The sequence below is a fragment of the Magnetococcales bacterium genome (genome assembly GCA_015231175.1).
Lineage (GTDB): Bacteria > Pseudomonadota > Magnetococcia > Magnetococcales > DC0425bin3 > HA3dbin3.
In genome coordinates, this window is the sequence record JADGBZ010000034.1 from 19091 (window position 1) to 33051 (window position 13961).

At 54.7% G+C, this 13961-nt stretch carries 12 protein-coding genes; 5 read left to right on the plus strand and 7 right to left on the minus strand.

The features are described from left to right. Position 1 precedes the first annotated feature (1 nt). The 5 genes from HQL63_08990 to HQL63_09010 form a co-directional block, all read right to left on the minus strand. Positions 2-1453, minus strand: a complete 1452-nt coding sequence (locus HQL63_08990) for an AMP-binding protein (GenBank protein MBF0176967.1) — start codon at positions 1451-1453, stop codon at positions 2-4. A gap of 376 nt (positions 1454-1829) precedes the next feature. After that, complete coding sequence (locus HQL63_08995) at positions 1830-2090, minus strand: hypothetical protein (protein ID MBF0176968.1); 261 nt, start codon at positions 2088-2090, stop codon at positions 1830-1832. Next, complete coding sequence (locus HQL63_09000) at positions 2087-2188, minus strand: hypothetical protein (GenBank protein ID MBF0176969.1); 102 nt, start codon at positions 2186-2188, stop codon at positions 2087-2089. The genes HQL63_08995 and HQL63_09000 overlap by 4 nt, the downstream gene beginning before the upstream one ends. A 131-nt stretch (positions 2189-2319) precedes the next feature. After that, entirely contained in the window at positions 2320-2748 is a 429-nt protein-coding gene (locus tag HQL63_09005) for a very short patch repair endonuclease (GenBank protein ID MBF0176970.1), read from the minus strand. Further along, positions 2663-3754, minus strand: coding sequence for an ISAs1 family transposase (locus HQL63_09010; protein ID MBF0176971.1), 1092 nt, complete (start codon positions 3752-3754; stop codon positions 2663-2665). The genes HQL63_09005 and HQL63_09010 overlap by 86 nt, the downstream gene beginning before the upstream one ends. Before the next feature lie 206 nt (positions 3755-3960). On the opposite strand from HQL63_09010, the gene HQL63_09015 reads away from it, so the two are divergent. From HQL63_09015 to HQL63_09030, 4 genes are all read left to right on the plus strand, one after another. Then, entirely contained in the window at positions 3961-4173 is a 213-nt protein-coding gene (locus tag HQL63_09015; GenBank protein MBF0176972.1) for a hypothetical protein, read from the plus strand. Further along, positions 4139-4432 carry a type II toxin-antitoxin system RelE/ParE family toxin gene (locus tag HQL63_09020; protein ID MBF0176973.1) on the plus strand — a complete coding sequence of 98 codons (294 nt, stop codon included), beginning with the start codon at positions 4139-4141 and terminating at the stop codon, positions 4430-4432. The genes HQL63_09015 and HQL63_09020 overlap by 35 nt, the downstream gene beginning before the upstream one ends. A 165-nt stretch (positions 4433-4597) precedes the next feature. Further along, the gene (locus HQL63_09025; protein ID MBF0176974.1) at positions 4598-8029 is read left to right on the plus strand and encodes a response regulator; all 3432 of its coding nucleotides are present in this window, start codon (positions 4598-4600) and stop codon (positions 8027-8029) included. Beyond that, the gene (locus HQL63_09030; GenBank protein MBF0176975.1) at positions 8026-10428 is read left to right on the plus strand and encodes a response regulator; all 2403 of its coding nucleotides are present in this window, start codon (positions 8026-8028) and stop codon (positions 10426-10428) included. The genes HQL63_09025 and HQL63_09030 overlap by 4 nt, the downstream gene beginning before the upstream one ends. Before the next feature lie 222 nt (positions 10429-10650). On the opposite strand, the gene HQL63_09035 is transcribed toward HQL63_09030, so the two are convergent. After that, positions 10651-12531 carry a nitrate- and nitrite sensing domain-containing protein gene (locus tag HQL63_09035; GenBank protein ID MBF0176976.1) on the minus strand — a complete coding sequence of 627 codons (1881 nt, stop codon included), beginning with the start codon at positions 12529-12531 and terminating at the stop codon, positions 10651-10653. A 239-nt stretch (positions 12532-12770) separates the two neighbouring features. Between HQL63_09035 and HQL63_09040 the strand changes: the two genes are divergently transcribed. Beyond that, positions 12771-13292, plus strand: a complete 522-nt coding sequence (locus tag HQL63_09040; protein MBF0176977.1) for a hypothetical protein — start codon at positions 12771-12773, stop codon at positions 13290-13292. 13 nt (positions 13293-13305) lie between these two features. Here HQL63_09040 and HQL63_09045 read toward each other — a convergent pair whose 3' ends face one another. Next, positions 13306-13848, minus strand: coding sequence for a TlpA family protein disulfide reductase (locus HQL63_09045; GenBank protein MBF0176978.1), 543 nt, complete (start codon positions 13846-13848; stop codon positions 13306-13308). Positions 13849-13961: the final 113 nt, after the last annotated feature.

A 13961-nucleotide genomic window follows, 5' to 3' on the forward strand; every position in this document is an offset into this window, starting at 1 on the left:
GTTAATCATTTTCCAAGCTTGAGCTGTCGTGGATAAGTTTCTCGCAAGCTGCGTAGTTGATTTTACCTCTTAAATTTCTAGGCAATACTTTAGCGGTCATGATGTTTGTTGGGCATACAAAACTAGGGACTTCTTCTGCCACGATTAGGTTAATTTGATCTACAGAAACAGCTGGAGATGCCTCTACCAACAGCGTTAAATCATCACCAGACTTTAAGACCACACAAGTAGCACCTAATCTCTTTATAAGTAATTCTTCCATGGTTTCTAGTTGTACCCTATTGCCATTTCGAACTATCTCTCGTCCTAACCGGCCTTGATACACAAGCCCATCCCCAGAATCATCTACAATATCGCTGGTGTTGTAAATTCCTACCTCTCCAGGAGCCTTCAATTGGTAAAAATTGCTTGAACCATTTTTTGTGTCTAACCACTCAATGCAAACCTGTTTACTGCTAATTTGAAGCTCACCAGAGCTACTTCCATTTCGTGGTAATATTTTAATACTTGTATTAACAGTTGGACTACCCAAATCAGGAATTGCTCGATCATTTTGCAGAGACAGTTTTTCCCGGTTGATATGCTTTATCATAGAGAAGCCTGCAACTTCAGCGCATCCATATGTTGTATATAATTTAGTTTTTCTGGGTAGCCAAGCATTCATTTCCACGAGCGTTGAATGATGGACGATATCACCTCCCAAACCAACAAATTCCAGACTGAGTTCGCGCTGCAAACTGCGCCTTCGGCCAGCGGAGATCAGCTTGGATATTTGAGGGACACTTCGGAAATGAGTAGCTTGAGATTTTGCAAGTTGTGCATAAGCACTTAGTGGGTTCTTTTGGGGATCGTAGTATATGCTGGAGCCTGACGTTAGAGCCATCAATGCATTGTTCATCCACATATCGGATGTATAGTCACCACATTCTATCCAAATATGTTCAGGTCTCAGAGCAAGATTATAGCGGGCCCATTTCAGAAACTCCGCTAGCCCTAACGAGTCAACTCCTATTATTTTGGGGGCCCCCAATGAACCAGAAGTCAAGGTCATATGGCTTACAGCAGAATGAAACGCACTTGGCTCTTTCTGGATCGGGATGACTTGATCGACTGAACTAGTTTCTATTTTAAATTTAATATTAGCGGTAGAAATGACAAGCTTTGCGTCTAAAGTATTAATATGCCGTTTGACTGCTTCAATAGAGGTCTGCTCACCCAAAACCATCATTCGAAAATTACCCAGGCAGCTAGCAAGTAGTGTCGCGTACATTACACTGCTGTCAGCTCCAAAGTAGATTACATAGTCATTCCTGCTAACTTTATTATGCGTAGCAAGACTGATGACACCTGAAACCAAGTGTGACAGATCTGTGTAAGTTATTTTACCCCAAGATCCTGCTAAAGCGATCAAGTTATCGTGTCTCTCAAACGAACTTAAGATCAGGCTTCTCATGTTTACAGTGTCCAAAGTACATTACTCCCGAGCCAGTTTCCGAATCTAGGTCGTGTTGACATTCAAAACCGCGCAACCTCTTGCAGAGATTCACCCTGTCTGTCATTCCCGCGCAGAGCCTGCCCTCGAATGCTTAAATCGGGGGCGGGAATCCAGGAAAAGTTGCCAACGGATGCGATCCTCCAAGGAGACAAAGGGCCTTTATTCTCTCGCAGCGAAGTCTGTTTCCCGCTCCCCCATCATGAAAGTCCGCCTGGATTCCCGCCTGCGCGGGAATGACGGAGGATACTTTCGGGAAATTTGCTGTTTTTCCGCCGAATGTCAACACGCCCTAGCAATGACACGCAGTGCATTGAGTTGAGTTCCGAAAAAATTTTCAGCCGAAATCCAAGGCCAGTTGGCCGTGCTCCGAGGCTGGTGGTGGCGGACTGCGCCGGGGATGCCGGGCACAGATTTCGTGGATTCCATCGGCCAGTGCATAGAGCCGGAAGTCCGGCACGCCGAAAATCCGCCTGGCCGCTTTCAGCAGGTGCGAGGCCAGGATGTCCAGCTTGATGCGCGTGCCCAGCACCACCGCCGTGAAAAAGGCCGCCGCGTTCACCAGCACCACTATGTTGCGCAGCCGACGGTAGCTCAACCCTCGAATATCCTCCACCGAGCAAAACGAACGTAGACCCTATGCCAGTGTCCATACCATTCAGGCAAATCCCGCCATGGAGAAACTGTGCGTGCGATCCAAAAGACAGCCTCTACAAATTTTGGTTATCCCCGGCTGTTCGTCCTGGATCCTTTCGTTGCTTGGCAGAAGATCCTTGATCCGCTCCCATTGGTCATCTCGTAATATGTCCCGACCCATTTCTGATCCCTCATGGGGGATCAGGATTTAACATAACCACGCGAATGGGAACAGGCCCTAACTCCCTCATCAAATTTTTGGGAATGTCGTGATCTTCTTTAACCTCATGCTCCCAAACCCGAACAACCCTCCACCCCATCTTCGCCAGTTCCTCATCCACCCGTCGATCCCGCTCCAGGTTGCAGGCCAGCTTCTTCTGCCAGAACTCGGCATTCCGCACGGGCGCTGTATAGTGGATCGGACACCCGTGCCAAAAACACCCATCCACAAAGACGACCACCTTACCCTTTATAAAAGCAAAATCCGGCGTCCCTGGCAAGTCCGGTCGTACACGGTAGCAGGGCAATCGCATTTCAAAATTGAGCGAGGAGGGTTGCGAGAAAGTCATTGCTCCAACCAGCACGTTTGAATTTGACGCGCATGGATCCCTTTGATCCATCTTTTCGGACGATGTTTGTGGCCATATGGCGAAGAACGGCCAAGTTTTCCGGACCGTTGTCCTTGCGTGAGCGGTTTTGGTCCTCGTTGAGGACAACATCAAGTACCCAGTGCAGGCTATTCTCAATGCCCCAATGCGAGCGAACGACTTGTCCAAAACGTTCGGCAGATAATGGTGTACTCAGAAGATAATAAGCTGTTTCTGTGGTTTTTTTTATGGATGTCTCGCGAATTCTGTCCACCTTGCCAATCGCTGCCAAACCTGGCCAGGAATGAAATTTTTGAAGCCAATCAATGTCAGTCGAAACCACTGCGGTCCGGATTTCGATACGCCCGTGGTCACCATCGGTTGTGGTATGCGGAACACATTTAACTTCCGGGTCATTGAAGAATAGGCTGACATCAGTATGCAAGGTGCCCTGGTTTCCTTTGAGAGCAAACGCATAATCTCCGCCCTGATCAACGATCTGTTGAGCGATGCTGCGTTGGCAATTGAGAGCATCAACGGTGACAATATTGCCTTTAAGTGAGAGCATTTTCAATAAGTTGGGAACTGCGGTAATTTCATTGGACTTGGTGTCGGTGGCTACCTGGGCCAGTACCATTCTTTGTTCACAACCCCAGGCACTGACCATATGCAGAGCGGATTGTCCGCTTGCTGTGTCGAAAGAGTGGCGAAGTGCCTTGCCATCAATGGCGATAACGCCTCGGCAGATTTCTGAAAAATGGGCCATGAATTTTATAAAACAGGCTTGGAACTGCTTTGGGTCAATCAGTCTGAACACCCGACTGAATGTGTCATGGCTCGGAATGCCGTACTCCAATTTCAGGAATTGGCGGAGAAACTCTTCTTTTGCCTGACCGAATATCTGCATATCCACTGCGGTTTGTCCTCCACATAGAACCGTGCAAAGTGCAATCACTAAAATTTCCAATAAGTTATGCCGTTCAGCATGGCCTGTTCTGGGATCCTCTAACGAGTCAAAACACGCAGCGAAATCCTCCATGACTTTTCCTCCACAGTTCGTTTGTCACGCAACTGTGAAAGGATTGGTCGATTTTTGTAACCAGCACAAGCCTGCTCGTTGGTGTCAACAGATTTTGAAATGCGATTGCCCTGGCCCCTGCCGCATTCCGACTTTGCTTCAAGGCGGGATGGGTTTAGGATGGACGGCGAGGTGCTGCCAACCGTGTCGTTCGAGGAGGTCGAAGCATGTTGCCCATTGCCGTGGATGCCGAGGTTGAAGAGCAATTGAAAGCTGTGGCAGACGGGTTGCACAAACCTGTTGCCGAATGCCTGCACGACGCCATTCTGCAATACATCGAAGACAGACAGGATTATCTTTCCGCTGCAAAGGCGATTGCCCGTCAAGAGCCTGCCATCACCCTGGATGAACTGGAAAAACGCCTTGGCCTGGACGGTTGAAATACGGGAGACGGCGGAAAAACAAATCTTGCATCTGGATATGCAAGACAAAGTTCGCATCGTTCGTTTCTTGAGATTGCGACTGTCAGGAACGCATGATCCCCGAAGCATGGGAAAGCCGCTCAGAGGGCGGCTTGCAGGTCTTTGGCGATACAGGGTGGGCAACTATCGCCTTTTGTGCCGCCTGCGTGATGAGACCATTACCGTGATCGTCCTGGAGGTTGGCCATCGTCGCGAAGTTTACCGCACTGACATTTGATCACCGGAGTTCACCCAGCCTCCGAGTTTTTGGGTGACTTTGCATCGGGCCAGGAATGAGCGTGATGGCCTCTGCCGCATACCACCTTTGCCTCAGGGCAGGATGGGTTTAGGATGGGCGCCGCATCCGTTTGCCGTTCAACATGGGGCAACCCCGCCGAGCGCCATGAAATCGATCCTCGTTGTGGAAGACTCCAAAAGTTTCGGGGAGATGTTGCGCAACCGCATGCAGGATGCGCTGGACATGGCGGTGGTCTGGGCGCGTTCCCTGGCCGAGGCCAGGCACGCTGTGGCCCGGGCGCGTGACCCCTTCGCCATGGGCATCCTCGATCTGTACCTGCCGGATGCCCTTAACGGGGAGATCGTTGACTTTGCCTTGCAACAGCGTATCCCCAGCGTGGTGTTGACCGGCGAATACCACCCCGGGTTGCGGGACCGGATTCTGCACCAGGGGGTTCTGGATTATTTCATCAAGGACAACATCGGCGTCATCGACGCCGTTGTCTATTTTGCCAGGCGTTTCTTTCGCAATCACCATACTTATATTTTGGTGGTTGACGACTCCCGCAGCGCCCGAACCGTTCTGGCCGGTTTACTGAAACGGTATGGTTTCAAGGTATTGGAGGCGGCGGATGGCGAGGAGGCCCTGAAACAACTGGCTGCAAACCCGGTCCGGATCGTCTTGTCCGATTACCAGATGCCCGGCATGGACGGTTTTCAACTGACGCGAAAAATTCGCGCTCAATACGCCCCCCATGCCATGGCCGTGATCGGTTTTTCCGCCCACGACAACGGTGACCTGGCCAGCCGCTTCATCAAGGCCGGCGCCAACGATTTTCTCGCCAAGCCCTTTCGCAACGAAGAGCTGTTGTGCCGGGTTTTCCAGACCATTGAAGCCATTGACCGGCACCGGGAGACGGAACAGCTTGTCAGGCGTCAGGAGAGCCTGGTCAAACGTCACCAGGCCATCCTGGAAAATGCCCTGGACGCCATCATCACGACGGACCGCCGTGGGTGTGTGATGGATTTCAATCCAGCCGCCGAAAACCTGTTCGGTTTTACCAAGGGGCTGGTCATGGGCCGTCCCATACAGGATTACATCATCCCCCCTGACCTGAAGGAACGGCATCAACGCGCCATCAATCGCTGGGCCACCCGCGAGGGGGATGCGGCCATTCTCAAACGCCGTCTCGAATTGTCGGGCAAACGCGCCGATGGCGACATCATCGATCTGGAGGTGGCCATCACCGCCATTCGCCATGATGAAGATCTGCAATTCACGGCCTTTCTCCAGGATACCACCCAACGGCGGCAGTTGTTGAAATCCCTCGAAGAGACCCTGAAAGTGGCCGAATCGGCTGGCCGGGCCAAAAGCGAGTTCATCGCCAACACCAGCCATGAAATCCGCACCCCCATGAACGCCATCATCGGCTTCACGGAACTGGCCCTCAAGACCGACCTCTCCCCCCGCCTGGTCGATTACCTGAGCAAGGTCCAGACGGCCTCGCACACCCTGATGGGACTGATCGACGATATTCTCGATTTTTCCAAAATGGAGGCAGGAAAGCTGGAGCTGGATCCTGTGGTCTTCGACCCCCAGGACATGATCGACCGGTTGGCCGAACTGTTCAGCATGCAGACGATGGAAAAAAGCATCGAGTTGGTTTTTTACGCTCCCATCGCCTCCAGCCACGCCTTTTTTGGCGATGAACAACGCCTGGAACAGGTCTTGATCAACCTGATCCGCAACGCCATCAAGTTCACCGACGGCGGCACCATCTCGGTACGGATGTCCATGCGCACCACGGGTGACGATACCGTTGATCTGACCTGCCGGATTCAGGACTCCGGCATCGGCATTGACCCGGAGCGGTTGCCGCATCTTTTTCAGCCCTTCGTGCAGGCGGATGGCTCGACCACGCGCAAATATGGTGGCACCGGTCTCGGATTGGCCATATGCAAGCGGTTGGTCGAGATGATGCAGGGCAGCATTTTTGCCGAGAGTATGCCGGATTCCGGCAGCACGTTTGCTTTCACCATTCCTCTGGTGATCCGCCCCCCTCTGCACCAGAATCCCCTGACCATGGCACGACGTTTTCACGGCATGCGCGTCCTGGCCGTGGATGACAACGGCGCCACTCGGGAGATGCTGCGCGGCATCCTGGGCTCGTTCGGTCTGGAAACGACCACCGTGGAGTCGGGAGAGGCGGCCATGACCGAAGCGCTCACCGCCCTGGCGGATAACCGACCCTTTCCCCTGATCATCATGGACTGGCGCCTGCCTGGCGAAAACGGCATCGAGATCACGAAAAAAATCTGGGAAATCCAAGCCAGGACCGCTCCATCGGTTGCCCGGGCCAAGGTCGTCATGCTCACCGCCTTCGGTGACGATGAGACCGAACAGGAGGCCGTGACGACCGGTATCGACGCTTTCATCCACAAACCGGTGACCCGTTCACACCTCCTGGAAACCATCCAGAAAGTGTTTGGCGAACGAACCCCGAAACGGGATCGACTGGCCAAGTTGCTGGCCGAAGAGGCGGAGACCACCAGCAGGATCGGCGGCACGCGCATTCTCCTGGCCGATGACAACGCAATCAATCAACAGGTAGCCAGGGAAATTTTGGAGCGGGTCGGTTTGCTGGTGGACATCGCCAGCCATGGCCAGGAGGTTTTGGATCTGCTGGAAAGAAACACTTACGGCGCCGTGCTGATGGATATCCAGATGCCGGTCATGGATGGCCTGGAAACGGCGCGCCGCATGCGGGCCGATCCGCGTTTTCGCGACCTGCCGATCATCGCCATGACCGCCCGCGCCATGGCCGAGGATAAACGCCATTGCCTGGAAGCCGGCATGAATGAACACCTGGCCAAACCCATTCGTCCGGAACGGCTGTACGGCTTGTTGGGAAGGCTGGTGGGGCCCATCGCCACGCCACGGGCCCCACCCGAGATGTCGGCAACCGAGGGAGGTATCCCGGATTTGCCTGGGTTGGACAGCGACGACGGCCTGCGTCGTGTCGGCGGCAACCGCACCCTCTACCGACGCCTGCTGATCCGTTTCCGGGAGGAGCAGGCGCACCTCCTGGAACAAATCACCACCGCCCTGAATCTGCATGATCAGGAGGCTGCGGCCCATTTGACGCACACCATCAAGGGAGTGGCCGGCAATATCGGCGCCAAACCCCTCCAGCAGGCGGCCCTGGATCTGGAGTTGACCATCAAAAACGACCAGGATACACAGGCTGCCCTGGCCGTTTTTGCCACACGCCTGACCGCGTTGCTTGCCGTTCTGCGGCAGGTCACGGAGAGCGCCAGCGATCACGAGGTGATCCGGAACATGGACGATGTGCCACCCGAGGTCCGTGACCGCCTCGCACCTCTCATGCAACAGTTGGCGCGGCAACTTGCCGATTACAATTTTGAGGCCCATGATCTGCTGGATACCATGCGCCAGGAGTTCTCCGCCACCTCCCTGGGGGTGAGCCTGGAAAAGGCGGCGGCGCAGCTTGAACGATACGAATTTGAAAATGTCCTGAAAATATTGGCGAGGGTCGCCGCAGAACTCGATATTCCTCTGGGGGAAGAGGACGCATGAACGACATCGTTCCCAAAAAAAAGGTTCTCATCGTCGATGATCAACGCTCCAACATCGACATCCTGATCGGCATTTTGCCCGAATACGAGCGCCGCATTGCCCTGAATGGCCAACAGGCCCTGAAAATTGCCAGGTCGGACAATCCGCCCGATATCATCCTGCTGGATATCATGATGCCGGAAATGAATGGCTATCAGGTGTGCCAATCCCTCAAGGATGATCCCAAAACCCGGGCCATACCCGTCATTTTCGTCACCGCCAAAAAAGAGGTGGAGGACGAAACCAAAGGGTTGGCGTTGGGTGCTGTGGACTATGTCACCAAACCTTTCAATCCCGACATCGTGCGGCAACGGGTCAAGAATCATCTTGACCTGAAAGACCAACGGGATCACCTGGAAAGGATCGTCGATCAGCGCACCGGCGAATTGGCTTTGGCCCTGAAAGCCGCCGAAACGGCCAATCGCGCCAAAAGCGACTTCCTGGCCAATATGAGCCATGAGATTCGTACCCCCATGAACGCCATCATCGGCATGACGGATCTGCTCCTGAATGGCAATCCCGCCCTGGAGCAGCGAGAGTTTCTGGAAATCATACAAACCTCATCACGCTCCCTGCTGGATCTGCTCAACAGCATTCTGGATCTCTCCAAAATCGATGCCGGACACCTGCACTTGGAACAAATCCCCTTCGATTTGCGGGGACGCCTGGAAAGCGCCTGTGAGACCATGGCCCTGAAAGCACATGAAAAAGGGTTGGAGCTGCTGTGCCATATCTCTGAAAAAACCCCGGTGGCCCTGATCGGAGATCCTTTGCGCCTGCATCAGGTGCTTATCAACCTGCTCAGCAATGCCATCAAATTCACCGAGCACGGCGAAGTGATATTGAACGTCTCCCCGGATGCGGAGGAACAACCAACATCAGAGAGTTGCCTGCTGCACTTTTTGGTCGAGGACACGGGGATCGGAATCTCTGCCGATCGCCGGGAACAAATTTTCGAACGCTTTACCCAGGTGGATGGCTCCATCACCCGAAATTTTGGTGGCACCGGTCTGGGGCTGACCATCTGTCAGCATCTGGTGGAGTTGATGGGCGGCAGGATCTGGGTGGAGAGCCAACCCGATCAAGGCAGCCGCTTCCATTTTACGACCCGCATGACCGTCGGCCAGCGCTGCCTGACCGATCCGGGCCGAATCCTTGAAGAACGAAGAGAACAAAATAAAAGCCTGGAGTTGGCGGGTCTCTCCGCTCTGGTGATCTGGCAGAATCGTCGTGGACAACACATTTTGCAAGACACGTTGCAGGAGTTCGGCATCGTGACGGCTGCCGTCATCGACACGGCGGCGGCCTGGGCAGCATTGCAACAGCGGTCAGCCGCAGAACCCTTCGATCTGGTGATCCTTGATTTCGATCTCCTTGACACGGACGAAACCTGGCTTGCCAGGCTGGAAAAACAGCCCGGCTGGCGTGGCCATCTCATCATCCTGCTCCCCACGCACCGGCACATCGACGATCTGGACCAGTCATACAAGGGGAAAAGCCACGTCTATTGCCGCAAACCGATCAAAAAATATGCCCTCTGGCGCCGTATCATGCACATTCTGGGGCGCCTGCCGGATACGGAAGAGCTGCGACCGGAACCGCGCAAGTTGACACGGCTGCTCCCTCCAGAATCGCCGTTGAACATTTTGCTGGTCGAAGATACCCCCAACAATCAAAAATTGGCCTTGACGGCATTGCAACAGGTGGGTCACCGGGTTACGGTGGCCGAGCACGGCAAGGAGGCTCTGGTGGCCATTGCCGCCAATGTTTTTGATTTGATCCTGATGGATCTGCACATGCCGGAAATGGACGGCTACGAAACCACCCGCTGCATCCGTAATGGCATCGGGGTGACCGAAAACAAACGCCACATTCCCATCGTTGCCGTGACCGCACGCACCATGGAGTCCGAGCGGCAGCGTTGCCTGCAGGCGGGCATGAACGGTTTTTTGCGCAAACCTTATCGGATCGAAGAGTTGCTGGCGGCCATCGCTCCCTTCTGTACCGCAAAAGAAACGCCGATCCGCAAACCCGCCCAGATCTGCGAAATGCCCGTCTTGAAAGCCGTGGAATCATCCCCGGAAGCCGACGCTGGTGGCCGCGCCCGTTTTTTGGCAGAGGCCTCGAACCAGCTGCAAACATTACAACGCGCCATTGCCGCCCAGGATCCGGGTAAATCCTGCAAATTGGCCGGTCGGCTCAAGGATGCCGCCACGGATGCAGGCGCGGCCCGGGTGCGCGTCAAGGCCATGTTGCTGAGCGGCAAGGTTGAAGTCAAAAATTGGCCCGACGCCGAACGCGCCGTGCGTGATCTTGCCCAGGAGATCGACAGGGCGCTGGCGGCCCTTCGTGAAGGGTAACGATTCCCTCACCACCCTTTCAATAAAAGCTTGGACAGGAGTAACTATTCATCACCCTTGCAAGAAAAGCCTGGACAGGAAAGCCTTTGTCAGGGCTTCGCCCCAAACCCCACCAGGGCGCTGCCCTGTGGACCCGCCAGGGCGCTGCCCTGGACCCGCCAGGGAGCCAGCCCCCTGGACCCCGATGCGTTGCCGGGTGGTGAAAAATGACTGCCATTCTTTCTATCCCAGCCGGAAAAAGGCCACCGACTCCTGCAATTTTTGCGCTTCCTCCGTCAACTCGGTGGCCGTTGCCGACATTTCCGCCGAGGCGCCAGCGTTTTGTTGGATCACCTGGTCCAACTGCTGGACAGCCAGATTGACCTGTTGCGCCCCCTGATTTTGTTCTTCCGAGCCGGAGGTGATCTCCTGTACCAGTTCAGCCGTGCGTTGGATATCCGGAACCAGGCGCGCCAAAAGGGCCCCGGCCCGCTCCGCCACCGTCACCGTACTGCTGGAAAGCTCTTTGATCTCGCCCGCCGCATTCTGGCTGCGCTCGGCCAGTTTGCGCACCTCGGCTGCGACCACGGCAAACCCCTTGCCGTGTTCACCAGCCCGGGCCGCCTCGATGGCTGCATTGAGCGCCAGCAGATTGGTTTGTCGGGCAATTTCTTCGATGATACCGATCTTGCCGGCGATTTCAGTCATGGCGGTCACGGCCTGGGACACGGCCTCCCCCCCTTCCTGAGCATCTTTGGAGGCTTGTTGAGCCATTTTTCCGGTGGTGACGGCGTTATCCGTGTTGTTGGCAATGTTGGCTGTCATCTGCTCCATGGCTGCCGAGGTCTCCTCGACGCTGGCAGCCTGGGAGGTGGCTCCCTCCGAGAGGTGAATGGCACTTTCACTTACCGTGCCACTCCCCGACACCACCCCCTGCGCGATGGTCTGAATCGCCCCAACCGTCTCCCGCAGCTGATGCACCATACGATACATGGCCCCATAAATGCCCTTTTTAGTTCCGCAAACGCCCGTAAAGGTGACCGTAAGATCCCCCTGGGCAACCCGTTCGGTGACCCGCATCACCTCGACAGGCTCACACCCAATCATTCCCAATATCTGTCGGGTGAACAGGACGCCCAGGCCTGTCGCCACCAGGATGCTGCTCAGGACAACGACAAGATAAAGAAAAAAATTCAACCTGGCTGTATCCCGCAAGTGGGTTGCCTTGGCTGACAAATCGGTTGCCAAGCGATCCTCGACCACCTTTAGCGCATCAATCCGCAGCGTGCTCGCGGCAAACCAGACACCAGAATCGATCTTGAACCCGCCACTGCCCGACTTGTCAAAAGCCGCCTGGCGATAGGATTCCACCTCCTCCACAGCTTTGCCTGACAATTTTTCCTTGAGAAAATCGGTCTGTTCCGGCGTGGCCATGGAACGAAAGATGTGTTGATAACCCTCCTGTTCGCCAACCAGTTTGCCAAACAGGCGCAGCATGCCCGGTGCGAAGCGGTCTGCGGCGAACGTATTGGCCAGCACGGCCCGCTCCTGTCCGGCCCGCTCCTTGGCGAGCAGCAGGTTGACATACGCCGTGGATTGACTCACCAGCGCCACGTCCGCAGCCAGATTGGGCAAACCTTCCACTGTTTCCAGGAGGGAGGCGATCATCCCGGTGTAATACCCGATGGCTTCCGGAGCCGAAATGGTCAAATCATCCACTTTCCGGCGTACACCTGCCAATGCGTCCAGTTTCTGCATGCCTGCATCCAACCGACCCGAAAACCCGCCACCAAAAAGGGTGACGTCGAAAATTTTGATGTAATCCCGGAGCACCCCTATCGTCCTGTCCGTCTCCTGTGACCGTTGTTGGGGAAGTTCACTTTTAAATTTGACCCCTTTGCTCCCCAAAAAACCTGCCGACATCCCTCGTTCCTTTTGGGCCTCGTGAACAACCGCGCTGATGCGTACCGCCAAACCCGTCAAGGACTCCATCGCATCCATGCGCTGTGCGAGATGCATTTTTTCCCATACCGCAGCGCCACCAAACCAAAGCAGTCCCGACAATGGCAGAACCAGCATGATCAGAAACTTGTTCCGCAAACGCATGTTGTCCAGCCATCCCATGTCAACCTCCCGACTGTTGTGTTTGGGAAGAGAGACTCTTCTCCCCCTCCTCACGACGATGATGAGACATCCCCCTGGTCTCTTTCACTTCATGAAAAATCAAGCGCCCCCATACCGAACTCAGCCATCCATGTTTTCCACCCCCTAAAAAATAAGTCAAGATTCCATGACAATTTTTTTGTGATCGTATTAAAATGGGGGGAGTGTGCTCTGGATCAAACTCGAAAGGGAATTCCACCATGTCGGTTGACGATTTGGATCTCGAAAAATTTGCCAAAGTTCTTCAACTTACCGACTCAACCCACGACGGTGAAGTCCTGAATTCCATCAGACTGGCCAATCAGATGCTGAAAAAATCGGGGCTTTCGTTTTTGGATATCGTGCGCCAGCGGGAAGCCGACACCTCCGTGACGGAGATGCGCACCGAGTTTTTACGCCGGATGCAGCATTTGACCCAAAAGAATCAGGCCGAACAGGAAGCCATGCGCGAGGAACACCGCAAAGAGGTGGACTATCTGAACCGGCGTATCGTCTGGTGGCGGGAAAAGGCCGTGCGCATGAATGACGAATCCCATCAGGAGGAGATCCTGAAGCTGAACCGTAAAATTGACTGGTGGCGCCACAAATACCAGCATTTGCAGGAACGGGTCGAGCAGGAAAAAGCAGAGCTGATTGCGACCATGACCAAGCGGATCAACTATTGGAAGAGCAAAGCCAGCGGCGCCCTGCTGGGTTTCCAGTCCAAAAATCCGGCGGCATAGAGACAGGGTTTCGTCAGGGAGGCGCGCTCAGAAGGGGTTCGATCCAGCGGCGGAGTCGTTCGGGCTCCAACTCGCCGGTCTGGGAGCGCACGACGTTGCCCTTGCGATCCAAAAATTTGGTGGTCGGCAGCCCCACAACCCCACCCAGGAATTGACCGAGACCCTGGATTTTTTTTGGATCGCCCAAAATGATGGGGTAGTTGATGCCCCATTGGGTAACGAATCCACTGAGTTTACCCCGATCGGCGCGGTCCATGAAATTCACCCCGATGATGGCCAGACCTTGTTCCTGATACTGTTTTTGAAACTGGATCAGAGTGGGTATTTCGTTGAGGCAGGGGGGGCACCAGGTGGCCCAAAAATTGATCACCAGCACCTTGCCGCGATAGTCGGCAAGACGCAACTTCTCTCCGGTAACGGTCTCCAGCGGGGCATCGAGACCGCGTGGCGGCTCGGCCCAGGCCGGGAAGATCGCACATGCCGAGCACAAGCATGCCAGAAGAATCGCCCAGCCACAAACAACCTCCCACCCAAAACCGCGCAAACGATGTCTCATATGGCCGCTCCTTCCCTTTTCCTGGTAGCAACGCTCGATCTTTGGCAACCTTTGGCAACTGGTAACTATTCAGCACCCTTTCAAAAAAAGCCTGGATATGAAAGCCTTTGTCA